Origin of the sequence: Vibrio tarriae (assembly GCF_002216685.1) — a bacterium.
GTDB classification, from domain to species: Bacteria; Pseudomonadota; Gammaproteobacteria; order Enterobacterales; family Vibrionaceae; genus Vibrio; species Vibrio tarriae.
Window position 1 is genome coordinate 2075107 of record NZ_CP022353.1, and the last position, 19522, is coordinate 2094628.

Annotated in this window: 12 protein-coding genes, 3 tRNA genes, 2 rRNA genes and 1 pseudogene; 6 read left to right on the top strand and 12 right to left on the bottom strand. The window is 48.2% G+C overall.

Annotation, left to right across the window (positions count from 1 at the left end; genetic code table 11):
* Positions 1 to 9: 9 nt before the first annotated feature.
* Positions 10 to 2204, bottom strand: a pseudogene (locus CEQ48_RS15230) (ABC transporter permease subunit).
* 199 nt (positions 2205 to 2403) lie between these two features.
* On the opposite strand from CEQ48_RS15230, the gene ppk1 reads away from it, so the two are divergent.
* Positions 2404 to 4509: a polyphosphate kinase 1 gene (ppk1, locus tag CEQ48_RS15235; RefSeq protein WP_089071833.1), complete on the top strand. Its 2106-nt coding sequence runs from the start codon at positions 2404 to 2406 to the stop codon at positions 4507 to 4509.
* Positions 4490 to 5992, top strand: coding sequence for an exopolyphosphatase (gene ppx / locus CEQ48_RS15240; RefSeq protein ID WP_181714751.1), 1503 nt, complete (start codon positions 4490 to 4492; stop codon positions 5990 to 5992). Before ppk1 ends, ppx begins: the two co-directional genes overlap by 20 nt.
* Positions 5993 to 6058: 66 nt before the next feature.
* Here the strand turns inward: ppx and CEQ48_RS15245 are convergent, their stop codons facing one another.
* From CEQ48_RS15245 to phoB, 3 genes are read right to left on the bottom strand one after another with little or no spacing between them, the layout of a single operon-like run.
* Positions 6059 to 7027, bottom strand: coding sequence for a PstS family phosphate ABC transporter substrate-binding protein (locus CEQ48_RS15245; RefSeq protein WP_157724697.1), 969 nt, complete (start codon positions 7025 to 7027; stop codon positions 6059 to 6061).
* A 5-nt stretch (positions 7028 to 7032) separates the two neighbouring features.
* Positions 7033 to 8334, bottom strand: coding sequence for a phosphate regulon sensor histidine kinase PhoR (gene phoR / locus CEQ48_RS15250; RefSeq protein WP_000230244.1), 1302 nt, complete (start codon positions 8332 to 8334; stop codon positions 7033 to 7035).
* Between the two features lie 21 nt (positions 8335 to 8355).
* Positions 8356 to 9045: a phosphate regulon transcriptional regulator PhoB gene (gene phoB / locus CEQ48_RS15255; RefSeq protein WP_000091117.1), complete on the bottom strand. Its 690-nt coding sequence runs from the start codon at positions 9043 to 9045 to the stop codon at positions 8356 to 8358.
* A 235-nt stretch (positions 9046 to 9280) separates the two neighbouring features.
* Between phoB and rdgC the strand changes: the two genes are divergently transcribed.
* The 4 genes from rdgC to CEQ48_RS15275 all read left to right on the top strand — a co-directional run bounded on the left by rdgC (position 9281) and on the right by CEQ48_RS15275 (position 13524).
* A complete protein-coding gene (gene rdgC, locus CEQ48_RS15260; RefSeq protein ID WP_000264258.1) occupies positions 9281 to 10195 on the top strand; it encodes a recombination-associated protein RdgC in 915 nt (304 codons plus the stop codon).
* A gap of 150 nt (positions 10196 to 10345) precedes the next feature.
* On the top strand, positions 10346 to 11746 hold the full coding sequence (gene trhP, locus CEQ48_RS15265) for a prephenate-dependent tRNA uridine(34) hydroxylase TrhP (RefSeq protein WP_000211025.1): 1401 nt from the start codon (positions 10346 to 10348) through the stop codon (positions 11744 to 11746).
* A 2-nt stretch (positions 11747 to 11748) separates the two neighbouring features.
* Positions 11749 to 12003 carry a YfhL family 4Fe-4S dicluster ferredoxin gene (locus tag CEQ48_RS15270; protein ID WP_001196281.1) on the top strand — a complete coding sequence of 85 codons (255 nt, stop codon included), beginning with the start codon at positions 11749 to 11751 and terminating at the stop codon, positions 12001 to 12003.
* A 228-nt stretch (positions 12004 to 12231) separates the two neighbouring features.
* The gene (locus CEQ48_RS15275; RefSeq protein ID WP_089071836.1) at positions 12232 to 13524 is read left to right on the top strand and encodes an erythromycin esterase family protein; all 1293 of its coding nucleotides are present in this window, start codon (positions 12232 to 12234) and stop codon (positions 13522 to 13524) included.
* A gap of 37 nt (positions 13525 to 13561) precedes the next feature.
* On the opposite strand, the gene nfsA is transcribed toward CEQ48_RS15275, so the two are convergent.
* The 8 genes from nfsA to CEQ48_RS15315 all read right to left on the bottom strand — a co-directional run bounded on the left by nfsA (position 13562) and on the right by CEQ48_RS15315 (position 19495).
* Entirely contained in the window at positions 13562 to 14284 is a 723-nt protein-coding gene (gene nfsA, locus CEQ48_RS15280) for an oxygen-insensitive NADPH nitroreductase (RefSeq protein WP_089071837.1), read from the bottom strand.
* 9 nt (positions 14285 to 14293) lie between these two features.
* Positions 14294 to 14617 (bottom strand): DUF1904 domain-containing protein, encoded by a 324-nt coding sequence (locus CEQ48_RS15285; protein ID WP_089071838.1) that lies wholly within the window; start codon positions 14615 to 14617, stop codon positions 14294 to 14296.
* Positions 14618 to 14696: 79 nt separating this feature from the next.
* Positions 14697 to 15611 (bottom strand): dienelactone hydrolase family protein, encoded by a 915-nt coding sequence (locus CEQ48_RS15290; protein ID WP_089071839.1) that lies wholly within the window; start codon positions 15609 to 15611, stop codon positions 14697 to 14699.
* 169 nt (positions 15612 to 15780) lie between these two features.
* A tRNA-Asp gene (locus tag CEQ48_RS15295) sits at positions 15781 to 15857 on the bottom strand.
* Between the two features lie 75 nt (positions 15858 to 15932).
* Positions 15933 to 16048 (bottom strand): 5S ribosomal RNA (rrf, locus tag CEQ48_RS15300).
* A gap of 111 nt (positions 16049 to 16159) precedes the next feature.
* A 23S ribosomal RNA gene (locus CEQ48_RS15305) occupies positions 16160 to 19046 on the bottom strand.
* A 288-nt stretch (positions 19047 to 19334) separates the two neighbouring features.
* A tRNA-Ala gene (locus CEQ48_RS15310) sits at positions 19335 to 19410 on the bottom strand.
* Between the two features lie 8 nt (positions 19411 to 19418).
* A tRNA-Ile gene (locus CEQ48_RS15315) sits at positions 19419 to 19495 on the bottom strand.
* Between the last annotated feature and the right edge of the window lie 27 nt (positions 19496 to 19522).

A 19522-nucleotide genomic window follows, 5' to 3' on the forward strand; every position in this document is an offset into this window, starting at 1 on the left:
ATTGCTCCATCATAAAGAACGGTATTTTTCTCGTAGCCGTTGACGTACCCATTCCGCTAGGGAATTCACCGCAAACGTAAAAGTCAGCAGCAGCAGCGCGGCCAAAAATAGGATACGAAAATGGGCGCTTTGCACTTCCGATTCCGGTAGTTCTACGGCAATCGTCGCCGATAAGGTTCGCATGCCTTCAAAAATATTCCAATCCAACAACGGGGTATTGCCCGTGGCCATCAGCACTATCATGGTCTCACCAACGGCACGCCCAAGCCCCATCATGATCGCCGAAAATATCCCGGGGCTTGCCGTAAGCAGCACCACATAAATCAAGGTCTGCCATGGTGTCGCCCCTAGCGCCAAAGAGCCATCCGACAGATGTTTCGGCACTGAGAAAATCGCATCTTCCGCAATGGTAAAAATGGTTGGGATCACCGCAAACCCCATCGCAAAACCAACAACAAGCGCATTGCGCTGATCGTAACCGATACCGTGCTGCGCTAAATACACGCGCAGATCACCCGCAAACAGAGCGTTTTCCAGCTCACCACTGTAAGACAAAATCAGGGCTGATATACCAATCAACACTGGGATTAAAATCAGCGCATGCCAACCACTGGGGATACCGCGCAGCCAAGCTTTGGGTAAGCGCGACCAAATGAACCCGAGCACTATGGTTGAAGGCGGTAACAAAATCATCAGCGCCAATACCGCTGGCAAATGGCTCTCCACAAACGGCGCAAACCATAAACCCGCGAGGAAGCCGATAATCACCGTGGGTAGGGCTTCCATCAATTCAATGGTCGGTTTCACCACTCGGCGCATCGAAGGCGTCATAAAATAGGCGGTATAAATCGCGCCCAATACCGCAATCGGCATCGCAAACAACATGGCAAAGGCGGCGGCTTTTAAGGTGCCAAAAGCAATCGGCACTAAACTAAACTTAGCTTCAAAATCGTCCGTTGCTGCAGTGGATTGCCAAACGAACTCTGGTTCAGGGTAACTTTCGTACCACACTTTTTGCCACAACGCAGAAAAGGAGATTTCAGGGTTTCGGTTTTCCACCTGCGCTAACCGAATTTTCCCTTGGTCATAATTCGCCAAATAGGCTTGATTCTCTGACATCGCCACCAACTGTGGCGCTCGTTGATAAGCACGCTCAAACAGCACCAACTTTTCACTCGTGGTGTAATGGCTTTGCAAAGTGCCATTGCGATAGAAGCTGTAGAAACCTTTCGTGTTGGTGTCGGGCAACAAAAACTGCACTTCTGAGGCGAGCTTAAAATTGCGGATATGGGTTAAATGACGCTGACCATCGCGCAGCACATCAAACCATTGTGACACCAGACCATCTTCGTGCACCGCCAGTAAAGAGAATGCCCCTGATAACAAATAGAGTTGCGTGACTTGATGGCGGCTATCTCCTTCACTGAGATCGACGATTTCGCGGATCTGATAACCCTGCTTATCCAGTAATGCGACGACAAGCTCAGATCGGGTACGCAAATACAGGGTCTTACCATCTGGGGTCAGCAGTAACTGGCTGAGATCGCTGAACGGCACACTTAAACTCAGACGGCTAATCTCTTGTTGTGTCACGCGATCCAAACGCAAAATCTGGATCTGCTGCGCGTTATCATACGTGGCAAAAATAAGCTCTTCCGCAGTTAAGGCAAAAGCGAATTGTTGCAGAGGCTGCTCACTTAAGCGGAACGCTTCCGGCAAGGCTAAACGTTCCAAGCTCGGGTGAATTCACGCCCCTGCGCTGTCATTGAATGGGAGAGCTGCGGATGCACAACGGCCACTTGGTTATCCTGCCCCACCAATGCAAACCAGCCTTGAGCAGCGGGTGTTTGTGCCCACAATACAGGCGTAAAGCCTAAGGATTGGGTCTGGATAGGTTGATCGCTGGCGGATCGTAATGACCAAAACTGCCCAACGCCATCATTCGACATCAAAAACGCGTTTTCACCGTAGGCACCGATAGTCATCAGTAACGGATCTGCTGTCGAAACCGTCTTAACCGCAACATCCCCACGCCATTTTGCATCGCCAAACAGTGGCACCACAACCATGGCTAAATAGATAAAAATCAATACCAAAGCCCCCAAAACACTGACGCCACCGCAAGTCACTGCAAAACGCACCACACGGTCTTTCACTAACCGCGCGCGATCACGTTCTTTCAATGAAAATGGCTGTCTGACCATGCTTAGGATTACCTATAGTTTTGGGGAGTGTCATAATATTTCCGTTGGGTGACAATTATATTACAGCTCACAATAAATTACTGAAATCAAAACAACTCTATGACACTAAAAGCACTGCAATAAAAGTGTCACAAAAATCACTTAGTTTGCAGTTCTTTAGTGATGATAACGTCAACTCAAAACGGCATAAGGTAAAAGTATGAGTGCGGATAAGCTGTACATCGACAAGGAACTCAGTTGGCTCTCATTTAACGAACGCGTACTACAAGAAGCGGCGGACAAAACCGTTCCATTGATTGAACGGATTCGTTTTCTGGGGATCTTCTCCAATAACCTCGATGAGTTTTACAAAGTGCGTTTTGCCGATGTAAAACGGCAGATCTTAATCAATCGAGAACGGGGTGGCAGTGATACCTCTAAACACCTCCTCTCACGCATGCAAAGCAAAGCCCTCAAACTCAACCAAGACTTCGACAACCTCTACAACGAATTGATTTTAGAAATGGCCAGACGGCGCATTTTCTTGGTCAACGAAACGCAACTCGATGACATCCAACTCAAGTGGGTGAAAAAGTATTTTCACAAAGAAGTCCTGCCACATGTTACCCCTATCATGCTGCGTGATGACATTGACGTGATGCAGTTTTTAAAAGACGAGTACGCTTACATTGCGGTCGAAATGCGCAGTGGTGATGAGTTTAAATACGCGCTGATCGAGATCCCAACCGACCAACTACCTCGCTTTGTCATGCTGCCAGAGCAAAAAGGCAAACGGCGCAAAACCATTATTCTGCTCGATAACATCATTCGTCTCTGTCTGGATGAGCTTTTCTGCGGTTTTTACGAGTACGATGCGCTAAACGGTTACGCGATGAAAATGACCCGCGATGCCGAGTACGATTTGCGTCACGAAGTGGAGTACAGTTTGCTCGAGCAGATGTCAGAAGGCTTAAGCCAGCGCTTAACTGCCCTTCCAGTGCGCTTTGTGTATGAGCGCGACATGCCTGAAGCCATGCTCAAATTCTTATGCTACAAACTGAAAATCTCCCACTACGACAGCCTTCTCCCTGGCGGTCGCTACCACAATTTTAAAGACTTTATTTCTTTCCCTAATGTCGGCCGAGATTATTTAGAAAACAAACCCTTACCACCGATGACTTGTGCTGACTTTGAAGGCTATGCCAATGCTTTTGATGCGATTCGCGCACAAGATATTTTACTGCACTACCCTTATCACAGCTTTGAGCACATGACTGAGCTTGTGCGCCAAGCCTCTTTTGACCCGAAAGTCGTCAGCATCAAAATCAACATTTACCGTGTAGCCAAAGACTCCAAATTGATGAACTCGCTGGTCGATGCAGTACACAACGGCAAACGTGTGGTGGTGGTGGTTGAGCTGCAAGCTCGTTTTGATGAGGAGGCAAATATTGAGTGGTCACGCATTCTGACCGATGCGGGCGTACACGTTATTTTCGGTGTGCCGGGAATGAAGATTCACGCCAAGCTCCTGCTTATTACCCGTAAAGAAGGGGATGAATTCGTTCGTTACGCGCACATTGGTACCGGCAACTTCCACGAACGTACGGCGCGCATTTACACCGACTTTGCCTTGCTCACCGCCAACCAAGAGCTCGCCGCTGAAGTCCGTGCCGTATTTGGTTACATTGAAAACCCATTCCGCCCCGTCAAGTTTAACCACCTGATCGTATCGCCGCGTAATTCACGTACCCAAATTTATCGTTTACTGGATAGTGAAATCGCCAACGCCAAGGCGGGCAAAAAAGCCGCCATCACTCTTAAAGTGAACAATCTCGTTGATAAGGGATTGATCAATAAGCTGTATGGTGCAAGTGCCGCTGGAGTCAAAATCCGCATGATCATCCGCGGTATGTGCTCTTTAGTCCCCGGAGTGGAAGGCGTGAGTGACAATATTGAGATCATCAGTATTATTGACCGCTTCCTCGAACACCCTCGCGTGTTAGTGGTGCATAATGATGGCAATCCGCAGGTCTTTATCTCATCGGCAGACTGGATGGAGCGCAATATTGATCACCGAATTGAAGTCATGGCTCCAATTCGTGACGAACGACTCAAACAGCGTATCATTGACATCCTTAATATTCAGTTCATTGATACAGTCAAAGCGCGTCGCATCGACAAAGAGATGAGCAATCAGTACGTAGAACGTGGTAATCGCAGAAAAGTACGCTCTCAGATTGCCATTTACGACTATCTTAAGAATGTCGAGAAGCAGACTCGTAAAGCAAAAGGGCAACAAGAAACCAATGACAACAGTAGTCAGTAACGCAAGAGAAATCGCTGCCATCGATCTGGGCTCGAACAGTTTTCATATGGTGGTCGCCAAGGTGGTCGATCAAGATCTCCAATTGATTAGCCGCCATAAGCAGCGTGTTCGTCTTGCTGCGGGCTTGGATGAACAAAAAAATCTCGATGAAGAGTCGATCCAACGTGGCTTAGAGTGCTTGGCGATGTTCGCTGAACGCTTACAAGGCTTTGAGCCACGTAATGTACGCATTGCCGCAACCCACACTCTGCGCCAAGCCAAAAATGCCAACCTGTTTATTCAACGCGCTCTCGAAGTATTGCCTTTTCCGATTGAAATCATCCCCGGCTCTGAAGAAGCCCGTTTGATTTATCTGGGAGTTGCCCATACCCAACCCCAAGCAGACTCTATGCTGGTGGTAGATATTGGCGGCGGCAGCACGGAAATGATCATCGGCAAAGGCTTTGAAGCAGAGCTGCTCAACAGTAAGCAGATGGGCTGCGTCAACTTTACCGAGCGTTACTTTGCCAATGGCAAGCTGTCACGTAAAAACTTTGCCCAAGCGATTGTCGCCAGTGAGCAAAAATTAGAATCCATCGCCAGCAAATACCGTAAGAAAGGTTGGCAAATGGCGTTTGGTTCTTCCGGTACCATCAAAGCGATTCATGAAGTGTTAATTGGACAAGGCCATGAAGATGGACTCATCACCTTTGAGCGCCTGAGCAAGTTAATTGAAAAACTCTGCGAATGGGACAGCATTGATGATTTACAACTGCCCGGCTTAACCGATGATCGTAAACCCGTGTTTGCTGCGGGCGTTGCCATTCTTTCCGCGGTCTTTCATGGTTTAAACATCAAAGAGATGCATTTTTCGGATGGTGCTTTGCGCGAAGGTCTGCTGTATGAGATGGAAGATCGCTTCAAGTATTCCGATATCCGTTTACGCACGACTGAAAATCTGGCCGCCAAACATCTGGTCGATTTAGAGCATGCAGCCAAAGTCAAAGGTCACGCGCGTGAATTCTTGGCGCAAGTCGCCAATGAGTTGGGATTACCAGAAGGCAGTGAGCTGTGCGATCTGCTCGAATGGGGCGCTTTACTACATGAAGTGGGGCTGAGCATTAATTTACAAGGCTTTCATCGTCACTCCGCGTATATTTTGCGTCATAACAACATGGCAGGTTTCAACAGCGAACAACAACTCGTGCTCTCCAATTTGGCACGTTTCCAACGTAAATCGCTGAAATTGAATGAGCTGGATGACTTTAGCCTGTTTAAGAAAAAGCACATTATTGGCTTAATACGAGTCCTACGACTGGCGATTGTGGTTAATGGGCAACGCAACGACGACCCTTTACCACCATTGACCCTATCCGCCAAAGATGATGAGTGGCGATTGGAGTGTGAGCAGCCAGATTGGCTGGAAAACAATAAGTTGTTGCATGCTGACTTACAAACAGAGCAAGAATATTGGAGTGAAGTCGGCTGGCAATTGCTGTTTTAAGTCAGCCTCGTACACTGCAATTCCATGAAAGCGCCCAAATCAAGTTGGGCGCTTTCATTTCATCACTCAGTCGATGATTGGCTCAATGCCAACTTTGGCTAACTCTTGCTCTGCCACCAGCGCCGTGATCGGTAAATAACCATCTTTCGCAACTAAGGCCTGTCCCTGCCGTGAAAACATAAAGCGAATAAATTCGCGCTCAATCGGCGACAAATCTCGGTTAGGATTTTTGTTCACATACACGTACAAATAGCGCGATAACGGGTAAGCCCCCGACAAAATATTGGCTTGAGTCGGCTCAACATAGTCATTTCCCTCACGGGCAATCGGCAGCAGCTTCACCCCAGAAACACGATAACCCACCCCTGAATAACCGAGCGTATTGATTGAAGAGGCAACCGACTGCACCACCGAAGCCGAGCCCGGCTGTTCATTGACTCGGTTTTGGAAATCCCCTTGGCACAGCGCGTTTTGCTTAAAATAGCCGTAGGTACCGGATACCGAGTTGCGACCAAACAGTTGAATATTGCGCTTTGCCCAATCATAAGGCAGACCAAGCTGAGACCAAGTGACAATCGGCTGAGTGGCACCACAGCGCAATGTCGCGGAAAAAATCGCATCCAACTGCTGAAAATTCAGCCCTTTGATCGGGTTATCCCGATGTACAAAAATCCCAACCGCATCAATCGCCACACGCAATGCCGTTGGCTTGTAGCCGTGCATGGCTTCAAACGCGGCAACTTCACTGCTGCGCATTGGGCGGCTCATCGGGCCAAACTGCGCCGTGCTTTCTGATAACGCTGGCGGCGCCGTGGCCGAACCTGAGGCTTGCACTTGGGCATTCACTGCGGGGTAATAGGCTTGAAACTCCTCCACCCACAGCGTGGTCATGCCCGCCAGAGTATCCGAGCCGACGGACAACAAGCTGCCCGAAATACCGCTGACTTTTTCATAGTGTGGCAGTGCTTCATCCAACGCCCAAGCGGCGGATGAAACCAAAACCAATGAACTCAACCAACCAACGCGACTTAGCATGCGGCTCATCCTTTCGCCACCAACCGCTTAGGTAAAACAAACGAAAACTTACTGCCGACACCGACTTTACTGTAGATATCCAAATGCGTGTCATGGTGTGCAAGCGCGTGTTTCACGATCGCGAGCCCCAAACCACTACCGCCCGTATCACGAGAGCGGGCTTTATCGACGCGATAGAAACGCTCTGTTAAACGGTGTAAGTGTTGCGGCTCGATCCCCTCGCCTTTATCTTCCACTTCGAGGCAAGCGCCTTTGCCAGTGCGATACCAACGCACATCAATTTGCGCGCCTGGCGGGGTATATTTAACCGCGTTATACACCAGATTCGAAATCGCGCTACGCAGCTGATCTTCATCCGCCAGCACCTTAAGGCTCTTATCCACCTCAAAATGCAGCTTATGCTGCGCCTCACCACTGAGGCTCACTGCTTCTTTTTCTAACACTTCTAACATGGCTGGCACATCGACGACTTGATCGAGTTCGACCATCGGCGATGCTTCAATTTTTGAAAGCGTCAGCAGTTGGTTCACCAAGCTATTCATCCGGTTGAGCTGCTCGGTCATCACACCATGGGCTTTACTCCACATCGGGCCCGCGAGCACATCCGGATCTTCGGTCATTTCCAGATAGCCTTGCAACACCGTCATCGGTGTACGCAGTTCATGGGAAACGTTAGCAAAGAAATTACGGCGCATGCCTTCGAGCTGTTTAAGCTGAGTGACATCACGCACCACCATCAGGTGTTCACCTTCGGTGTACGGCACTATCCGCAGTTCCAGCATGCGATCACTATTGAGCGGCGAACGCATTTCGAGCGGATCGGTAAAATCATCTTTCTTGAGGTATTTGATAAAGTCCGGCGTACGCAGCAGGTTCGATATCGGCTGCCCGGCATCGTCAGGCCAACGAAAACCCAGCAAATGCTGCGCAAGGCGGTTACACCAGACGATGTTGCCTTCGCTGCGAAACACCACCACCGCATCGGGAAGCGATTCCGCACCATTACGGAAACGGCGAATAAGGTTAGTCAGCTCTTTGCGTTTTTTACGATGGCGCTGCTGCAAGCGATAAATGCCATTGAACAGCGACTCCCAATTCCCGGTTCCAGAAGGTGGGGTGAGACGTTTTTCATCCCACAACCAAGCTGAAAGGCGAATTTGATGATTCAAATGCCAGAAAAGCTGCAAAGCCGTGGCTGCCAACAGCAGCCACGGCATGCTTCCGAAAATCCATCCCACCACAATCCATGGCAAGTAAAAAAAAGCCAGCTCCCAAGCCAGCTTTTTCCATGTTAAACGTTCAACCATACTGATTTGTTCTACACCCTCTTAGGCTTTGGTTGAAAAACGATACCCCGCGCCACGCACCGTCTGGATCAGCTTATCATGTCCAGCGTCTTCTAAGGCTTTACGTAGACGACGAATGTGAACGTCTACCGTGCGATCTTCCACATACACGTTGGTGCCCCAAACATTATTCAGTAACTGTTCACGGCTATACACACGCTCTTGGTGTGTCATAAAGAAGTGTAACATCTTGAACTCAGTCGGTCCCATATCCAACGGCTGATCGTTAGCGGTCACACGGTGTGAGACCGGATCTAACTTCAAACCTTGAACGTCAATCACATCCTCCAACGCCGTCGGAGTGACACGGCGGATCACCGCTTTTAAACGAGCAACCAACTCTTTAGGCGAAAACGGTTTGGTAATGTAATCATCCGCGCCCACTTCTAAGCCGCGAACTTTATCTTCTTCTTCACCACGGGCAGTGAGCATCACCACAGGAATGTTGCGCGTCATCTCTTCGCGCTTCATATGCTTGATGAGGTTGATGCCACTCCCACCAGGCAACATCCAGTCAAGCAGGACGAGATCAGGAAAAGGCTCAGCCAGCTTACTCATCGCCGAATCATAATCTTCAGCCTCAACCGCCTGATAGCCCTTTTGTTCAAGCACGAAACACAACATTTCACGAATCGGTGCTTCGTCTTCAACAACCAGAATCCTTCTAGACATAATTGATTAACCTTTGTTTTTCACCAACGCCATGCATTATGGGAAATGTTTATGACACTTTTGTGACCTTTGCAAACAAATTTTCATATAAGGTTCAGGCGAAATTCATATATCCAAACCTCTTAAGCAAAGCAAAGTAACAACTGGAAGATGTGCCTCTTTTTTGCATTCGGGTTAAGACTTTCTCAGCATCTTCCCCTATCATGTCTGGCTTTCTAACCAAGGGAAAACAACAATGTGGTTTAAAAACTGTATGGTGTATCGCGTTAATCGCGAGGTTAACTTCAATGCCGATCAGCTGGAAAAGCAGTTGGCCGAATTTCGTTTTACGCCTTGCGGCAGTCAGGATAAACAGAAGTTTGGTTGGGTTTCCGCGCTAGGTAAACACGGCGACATGATGACCCACGTCAGTGAAAACCGCATTTTAGTCTGCGCGAAACGTGAAGAAAAAATGCTCCCCGCTTCGGTGATCAAAGATTCGCTCAATGCCAAAGTCGAAGCGATGGAAGCCGAAGAAGGCCGCCCACTGAAGAAAAAAGAAAAAGACGCGCTGAAAGAAGACATCGTCATTGATTTACTGCCACGTGCCTTCAGCAAAAGCCAACTCACGTTTGTGCTGATCATGCCAACCGAAGGCTTAATTCTAGTGGATGCTGGCAGCTACAAAAAAGCCGAAGATGTGCTCGCACTACTGCGTAAAACCATGGGTAGCTTGCCAGTGGTGCCTGCTATTCCTGAAATAGCGGTCGAAACGACGCTGACGCAATGGGTGAAAGATGGCAATCTGCCCCAAGGCTTTAGCCTGATGGAAGAAGCGGAGCTCAAATCGTTACTCGATGATGGCGCCACCATTCGCTGCAAAAAACAAGAGCTGAGCAGCGATGAAATCCTGAGCCACATTCAAGCCAATAAAGTGGTCACCAAACTGGCGATCAACTGGCAAGACCGAATTCGTTTTGTCCTCGCGGAAGATTGCAGCATCAAGCGCCTAGCGTACAGCGATGAACTTAAAGAGCAGAATGATGACATCCCACGCGAAGATCGCGCAGCGCGTCTTGATGCCGATTTCTCCCTGCTGTGCGGAGAAATGTCGGTTTTCCTGCCGGATCTATTCAATGCATTAGGTGGCCTGCCTCACCCTGAAGCCTAATCGTGGACTCAATTTTACCACCTCGGCGTAAATGAGGTGGTGAGAGTTTCACTATGCAGAGTAGGGTTTTTGACGTAAAATTTGCGCCCTTTCCAATACCATCAGGTGGTATTGGCCTGACTTGAGATCAGATTGTAAGAGAAGCAAGCAATGACAACGCCAAAAACCTTTGTTCCAGAACTCCTTTCACCTGCGGGTAGCCTGAAGAATATGCGCTACGCTTTTGCCTACGGGGCAGATGCGGTATATGCCGGCCAACCTCGTTACAGCCTGCGCGTACGTAACAATGAGTTCAACCACGAAAACCTACAAATAGGCATTAATGAAGCCCACGCACTGGGTAAAAAATTCTATGTGGTGTGTAACATTCAGCCGCACAACTCTAAGCTGAAAACCTTCATCCGTGACCTTAAGCCGGTGATTGATATGGGGCCGGATGCGCTCATCATGTCTGACCCTGGCCTTATCATGATGGTTCGTGAAGAATTCCCGCACATGCCGATCCACCTGTCGGTACAAGCGAATGCGGTGAACTGGGCAACCGTGAAATTCTGGGCTTCACAAGGCGTTGAGCGTGTGATTGTTTCTCGTGAGCTCTCTTTAGAAGAGATCGAAGAGATCCGCGAAAAATGCCCGAATACCGAAATTGAAGTGTTCGTGCATGGCGCTCTATGTATGGCTTATTCCGGCCGTTGCTTGCTGTCTGGTTACATCAACAAGCGCGATCCAAACCAAGGTACTTGCACTAACGCATGCCGTTGGGAATACAAAGTTGAAGCAGCAAAAGAAGATGAAGCAGGTCAGATCGTTGAACAGTTTGACCCTAATGCTGCACAAGCCATCGAAGTTCAAAGCGAACGCCCAGACACCACCATTGGGGCCGGCAAACCGATTGATGATGTCGTACTGCTTTCTGAGAGCCATCGTCCTGATGAGAAAATGGCCGCCTTTGAAGATGAGCACGGCACCTACATCATGAATTCCAAAGATCTGCGTGCAGTACAGCATGTTGAGCGCCTAACTCAAATGGGTGTGCACTCACTGAAAATCGAAGGCCGTACCAAATCTTTCTACTATTGCGCACGTACCGCGCAAGTGTACCGTAAAGCGATTGATGATGCGGTAGCGGGCAAGCCATTCGATGATAGCCTGATGACAACCCTAGAAAGCTTGGCGCACCGTGGCTATACCGAAGGTTTCTTACGTCGCCACACGCACGATGCTTACCAAAACTACGACTACGGCTACTCGGTTTCCGACACTCAACAGTTTGTGGGTGAATTTACCGGTAAACGCCGCGGCGCAATGGCCGAAGTGGAAGTAAAAAACAAATTTATACTTGGCGATAGCCTTGAGCTGATGACGCCAAAAGGCAATGTCATCTTCACTTTAGAAGCGATGGAAAATCGTAAAGGCGAAGCAACAGATGATGCCAAAGGCAACGGTCACTTTGTTTACATTCCAGTTCCGGAAGAGTTGGATCTCAGCTACGCACTGCTGATGCGTAACCTAGTGCAAGGGCAGGATACCCGTAACCCAACAGGCAAGTAATTATGGCGCTACTGATTACCGCCAAATGCACCAACTGTGATATGTGTGAGCCAGAGTGCCCAAACAGTGCGATTTCAATGGGAGACAAGATCTATGAGATCAATCCCGATCTATGCACTGAATGTAAAGGGCACTATGACAAACCGACGTGTCAGTCGGTTTGTCCCATCAGCAACTGCATCATCACCGATCCTGCCCATCGCGAAACCGAAGAGCAACTGCTAGAGAAGTTCGTGGTAATTCAAGGGCTAGCATAAGAATCAAAAAAAGCGCCTCTAGGGCGCTTTGCTGAAAATTCCCATGTACCCCTCCCTTTTCACCCGTATTTAATAGAAACATCGTTAATACCTTCCCTTTCATTCGACTCGTTTCTCAACTTAACAAATCAGCACTCGTGGTAACTCGCACTATCTCTTCCAATCCCTTTTCTTTGCTCATTCCTATGCATCTAATCTTGAACATCATTTGTATCGAAGATTAGAAAAATGAAGCGATTCGGAATTATATTTTTATGCCTATTATCGGGCTGTAATAGTGAAAGCGTCAGTCCGCCAACCGTTACCTCCCAAAACCTAGCCAGTACGGAACTCACTCATGAAAATAGTGATCTTCAAGGCTTTATTTCTGCAGTTAAAGGCTATGATTTCGTTAGTGTGGGAGAAAGAACTCACCAAGGTTCTAAAGCGTATAGCTACAAAGCCCGCATGGTGAAAGCTCTTCATCAAGAAGGCGATCTAACCTTAGTTGCTTTTGAAGCTGGCTTATATGATGGGTTAGTGGCGTGGCAAAATTTCCTCACCGGAAAACAGCGCCTACAACAGGCCATAATTGGACCTAATGCGAACTACATGTATGGGCATCGCTTTAGTAAAGAAGTGGGAGCTCTGGCCAACTATGTCAATGAGGTTTCTCAGCAGGACAACCCACTACTACTGATCGGCTACGATGCCCGTATCAATAGTGATCCAGGATGTAGTGTGATGTTTGACGAGTTAAGAGGCTACTTGCATATCAAAAACCTTGACATCTCCAACTACGATACGATACAGACTCTAGGGCCGAGAATGATGTGCCCTTGGCATACCACTGAAAAATTCACATCACAAAACCACCAAGATCTAACCCAAGAATTGAAAAAACTGGAAACAGTACTGACCACACAAAAAAGGCTCGAAACCGTTCCAGATTACGACCCTAGTCATCCGCGAGAATTTCGGAATTACGCCACATTTTGGCTGCAGATAGTAAGAAGCCTATATTCACAGTCCTATTTCATTATCAACAACATTGACCATTCCTATACCGATCATCAGTCTGCTGAAAACTTAAATTGGTTAATAAATGAGTGGTTTAAAATACAGGGGCAAACCTTTATCTGGGCGCATAATATTCATGCCACGCCTATTCCTAGTTCTCTGATCTCCGCAATGAATAGTCGCTATCCAGACAGTTCCGTCTATAGTGTGATGCAGTTAAGCTACAAAGGCACTCTTGCTGCAAACACCCCGGATTACACACGTTGGCTAATTGATACAGAACGTCTTCAGGAAGAAGAAGGCACACTGAATAGTGCTTTATATCATGCTGGATATACCGACGCTTTTATTGATTTTAAGAGTCAAAGTGAAAGCAACATCGATTACTTAAACAAGCCCTATGCAATCAGATATGCTTGGGGATATTTACCGACAGAAATTCCAAGCAAAATTATGGATGGCATTCTCTTTATTGCGGAAGAGCAACCAGCTCAACCTATACCTGCTGTAGATCTTCCATAGACCTAAAAATCCCAGCCAAGTGCTGGGATTTTTTACATTACTTCAGGGCTAATCCTTTACGCTGCAAATAGCTGAGTATAAATGGCCGAGACTCTTCTGAGAGCTTAGCGGTGATTTGTTCAGACCATCCTTGCTGTTTAGGATTGCCGGAACGCTTTTGGTAATACTCAACCATAGTGCGATCATACTCCGCTACATCCTCTTTATTCAAAGGTTGATAGTGGTTTTCATGCAAGATCACCTTCGGAGCTAAGCGCGGTTTTAACTCTGGATCTTGCGCTGGATGTCCTAAACACATTCCAAACAACACGGCGGTATAAGGCGGTAGATTAAGCAAAGCATCGACTTCATTCGGTGAATTACGTAAACCACCAATGTACACCCCACCAAGCCCCATAGACTCTGCTGCTAATAAACAGTTTTGCGCCATGATTCCTGCATCAACGGCACCGATTAAAGTGAGCTCCATGAATTCAGGTTTTACGTTCGGGTTCAGCGCATAGTGCCGCTGATAATCAATGCAAAACACTAAAAACTCAGCCGCACTCGCTACGTAGGCTTGATTACCTGCCAGCTTTGCTAATTGCTCACGCATACTGTCATCGCTCACTCGGATCACCGAGATCACTTGCAGTAAGCTAGAGGAAGACGCCGCAATACCGGCTGCAATGATCGTTTCAAGCTGCGTTGCAGAAATAGGCTCTGGACTAAAAGCACGGATAGAGCGATGGTTGAGCATGGTATCGATAACTGGATTCATGTTGTCTCCTCAGAAATGTTGACCATCCAGATAATAAGCGGTGCGTTGCAAAGGTATAAATACTATAGCAACATGAGCATCAGCACCGAGCAACTGACGCATCTGCTCTGTAATCACCTGTGCAACCTGATCCTGAGTTTGCTGTTCTCTTCCAAACCACAATACTTCCACCATGGGATAAACCTCTCCTTCGGCGAAATACTGGGTATTAACTAACTCAAAGGTAAAAGCACTTCGAGAGGTACAGAGTAGAGAGGAAAGTTCATTGAGTAACGGAGTTACCAGTGTTTCAACGATATGTGCTTCTACAGCACGAAAACGTAAGTGGGGCATGATTCATTTTCTCCTTTTTCGCCATCATAACAGCCTGAATGACGAGGAGCGAGTCGTACCCCAAATGAGTGTGAGAAGTTTAACCCTGAAGATGAAGCCCCAAAAATTGCAGTGTTCTTTGCCATGCTAGCTCAGCCTCCGCTGGTGCATAGCGTGCAGTGGAATCGTTATGGAAACCGTGATTAACTTTAGGATAGAAATGAGCCTCATATTTCGCTTTATTCTGTTGTAACTGAGTCTCGTAAGACGCCCAAGTATCATTTACGCGTTTATCTAATTCGGCAAAATTCAATAATAAAGGCCCCACAACCCGAGAGCGCAACTCATCAGCAGGGGGAGTACCATAAAAAACAACGCCAGCATTGAGTTTTTCAGGAATGGTCGCCGCTAGCATATTGACAATGTAGCCACCAAAGCAGAACCCAACGGCACCAAGTTTTCCCGAGCTTTGTGGATGCGCTTTAAGAAAATCAGCCGCAGCAAGAAAATCTGCCTCAATTCTTGCCCGATCGAGCTTACTTTGTAGCGCTCGCCCATCGTCATCATTACCCGGATAACCGCCAACTGGGAACAAAGCATCCGGTGCAAACGCAATAAACCCTATGGTCGCTAAACGACGTGCAACATCCTCGATATAAGGATTAAGCCCACGATTTTCATGAATAACCAAAACCACAGGCAACTTACCCGTTGCCTCTTTAGGCGTTACCCAATAGCCGCGACCTTTCCCATGACCTTGTGGTGAATCGAACTCAACATAACTCGCTTTGATCGCGGGATCATTAAAAGAGACTTGCTCAGCCTGTGCATAGTCAGGTAATAAGGCTGACGTGATCATCGATACGCTAAAACCAAAAACAGCCAAACCGGAAAGACGTTTGATAAACTCACGGCGATCAATAACACCGTGTGCGTATTCGTCATACCAATCGAATGCTTCTTGAGGAATGGAGGGAGGCGTTTGTAAGTAAGGTGAATTGGATTCATTATTCATGGCGGATTTCCTTTCCTTAACCAAGCAAACAAATAGGCGTTAAGCTTAGCTCAGTTTAGGCAGGATCAAAAATAACGTACAAACCGCGAGTAAAACAAAGAACAATGATAATGGAAATGATTAGCCCAAAAGCAAAAAACCCAGTCCTAAGACTGGGTTTCGTAATAAGTGGCGGAGCGGACGGGACTCGAACCCGCGACCCCCGGCGTGACAGGCCGGTATTCTAACCGACTGAACTACCGCTCCGCTGTCTGGTTAGACGTTTCGTCTACTTTTTTTGCCTTTAGATTTTTCTTAAACATCTAAAAACAACAAGTTAAAGCCTGGCGATGTTCTACTCTCACATGGGGAGACCCTACACTACCATCGACGCTGTTTCGTTTCACTTCTGAGTTCGGGATGGAATCAGGTGGGTCCAAAACGCTATGGTCGCCAAGCAAATTCTTTCTCTCTATTTCTAGAGAATAATCTGGAAAGCTGTCTTCGTTCTCTCAACACATTCTTATGCGCTTAACTTTGAGTCCACTACAAAACCCCTTGGGTGTTGTATGGTTAAGCCTCACGGGCAATTAGTACAGGTTAGCTCAACGCCTCACAACGCTTACACACCCTGCCTATCAACGTTCTAGTCTCGAACAACCCTTTAGGACGGTTAAACCGTCAGGGAAGACTCATCTCAGGGCTCGCTTCGCGCTTAGATGCTTTCAGCGCTTATCAATTCCGAACTTAGCTACCGGGCAATGCGTCTGGCGACACAACCCGAACACCAGAGGTTCGTCCACTCCGGTCCTCTCGTACTAGGAGCAGCCCCCTTCAATCTTCCAACGCCCACGGCAGATAGGGACCGAACTGTCTCACGACGTTCTAAACCCAGCTCGCGTACCACTTTAAATGGCGAACAGCCATACCCTTGGGACCGACTTCAGCCCCAGGATGTGATGAGCCGACATCGAGGTGCCAAACACCGCCGTCGATATGAACTCTTGGGCGGTATCAGCCTGTTATCCCCGGAGTACCTTTTATCCGTTGAGCGATGGCCCTTCCATACAGAACCACCGGATCACTATGACCTGCTTTCGCACCTGCTCGAACCGTCATTCTCGCAGTTAAGCGGGCTTATGCCATTGCACTAACCTCACGATGTCCAACCGTGATTAGCCCACCTTCGTGCTCCTCCGTTACTCTTTGGGAGGAGACCGCCCCAGTCAAACTACCCACCAGGCACTGTCCTCAACCCAGATAATGGGTCTAAGTTAGAACATCAAACATACAAGGGTGGTATTTCAAGGACGGCTCCAACGCAACTGGCGTCACGTCTTCATAGCCTCCCACCTATCCTACACATGTAGGTTCAATGTTCAGTGCCAAGCTGTAGTAAAGGTTCACGGGGTCTTTCCGTCTAGCCGCGGGTACACTGCATCTTCACAGCGATTTCAATTTCACTGAGTCTCGGGTGGAGACAGCGTGGCCATCATTACGCCATTCGTGCAGGTCGGAACTTACCCGACAAGGAATTTCGCTACCTTAGGACCGTTATAGTTACGGCCGCCGTTTACCGGGGCTTCGATCAAGAGCTTCGCTTACGCTAACCCCATCAATTAACCTTCCGGCACCGGGCAGGCGTCACACCGTATACGTCATCTTGCGATTTTGCACAGTGCTGTGTTTTTAATAAACAGTTGCAGCCACCTGGTATCTGCGACTCTCGTCAGCTCCATCCGCGAGGGACTTCACCATCAAGAGCGTACCTTCTCCCGAAGTTACGGTACCATTTTGCCTAGTTCCTTCACCCGAGTTCTCTCAAGCGCCTTGGTATTCTCTACCCGACCACCTGTGTCGGTTTGGGGTACGATTCCTGACTATCTGAAGCTTAGAGGCTTTTCCTGGAAGCATGGCATCAATGACTTCACTGCCGTAGCAGCTCGACGTCGTGTCTCAGCCTTAAAGAGAGCCGGATTTACCTAACTCTCAAGCCTACGCACTTGAACCAGGACAACCGTCGCCTGGCCCACCTAGCCTTCTCCGTCCCCCCATCGCAATAGTCAGAAGTACGGGAATATTAACCCGTTTCCCATCGATTACGCCTTTCGGCCTCACCTTAGGGGTCGACTCACCCTGCCCCGATTAACGTTGGACAGGAACCCTTGGTCTTCCGGCGGGGAGGTTTTTCACCCCCCTTGTCGTTACTCATGTCAGCATTCGCACTTCTGATACCTCCAGCAAACCTTACGATTCACCTTCAACGGCTTACAGAACGCTCCCCTACCCAATATCTAAAAGATATTGCCGCAGCTTCGGTGTATTGCTTAGCCCCGTTACATCTTCCGCGCAGGCCGACTCGACTAGTGAGCTATTACGCTTTCTTTAAATGATGGCTGCTTCTAAGCCAACATCCTAGCTGTCTGAGCCTTCCCACATCGTTTCCCACTTAGCAATACTTTGGGACCTTAGCTGGCGGTCTGGGTTGTTTCCCTCTCCACGACGGACGTTAGCACCCGCCGTGTGTCTCCCGGATAGTACTTACTGGTATTCGGAGTTTGCAAAGGGTTGGTAAGTCGGGATGACCCCCTAGCCTTAACAGTGCTCTACCCCCAGTAGTATTCGTCCGAGGCGCTACCTAAATAGCTTTCGGGGAGAACCAGCTATCTCCGAGTTTGATTGGCCTTTCACCCCTAGCCACAAGTCATCCGCTAATTTTTCAACATTAGTCGGTTCGGTCCTCCAGTTGATGTTACTCAACCTTCAACCTGCCCATGGCTAGATCACCCGGTTTCGGGTCTATATCCAGAGACTGAGCGCCCAGTTAAGACTCGCTTTCGCTACGGCTCCCCTATACGGTTAACCTTGCCACTGAATATAAGTCGCTGACCCATTATACAAAAGGTACGCAGTCACACCACGAAGGTGCTCCTACTGCTTGTACGTACACGGTTTCAGGTTCTATTTCACTCCCCTCACAGGGGTTCTTTTCGCCTTTCCCTCACGGTACTGGTTCACTATCGGTCAGTCAGGAGTATTTAGCCTTGGAGGATGGTCCCCCCATATTCAGACAGGATATCACGTGTCCCGCCCTACTCGATTTCACGCTCGATGAAGCGTCGGTTACGGGGCTATCACCCTGTATCGCCAAGCTTTCCAGCTTGTTCACCTACTTCACCGAGCGCTTAAGGGCTAATCCAGGTTCGCTCGCCGCTACTACCGGAATCTCGGTTGATTTCTTCTCCTCGGGGTACTTAGATGTTTCAGTTCCCCCGGTTTGCTCTGTTAACCTATGGATTCAGTTAACAGTAACTGCTTATGCAGTTGGGTTTCCCCATTCGGAAATCGCAGACTCAAACGGCTCTTACTGCCTTATCTGCGCTTATCGCAAGTTAGTACGTCCTTCATCGCCTCTGACTGCCCAGGCATCCACCGTGTACGCTTAGTCACTTAACCATACAACCCGAAGGAGTTTCGGGTTGTTGTTTAAACAACCTAAGTTGTCTCGCGTTTAATTTACATGAGTGCGAGACAGATTTTGCCGGACTCAAATTTTGAACAAGACCGAAGTCTTATTCGATACCAAGCACACTTGAATGTGTTGTTGGTGTTTATCTTTCGATAAACATTGAGAACTTTACAAACAACAATAATTTGTTGTTTTGTCAGCTTTCCAAATTGTTAAAGAGCAAGATTTTCTAATGAAAACCATTTTTAAACATTCTCAGCGAAAACGCTTAAAGATGGTGGAGTTATGCGGGATCGAACCGCAGACCTCCTGCGTGCAAGGCAGGCGCTCTCCCAGCTGAGCTATAACCCCATCGTTAGTGGTGGGTCTGAGTGGACTCGAACCACCGACCTTACGCTTATCAGGCGTACGCTCTAACCACCTGAGCTACAGACCCACTTAATGCTCAAATCTAAACCGAATC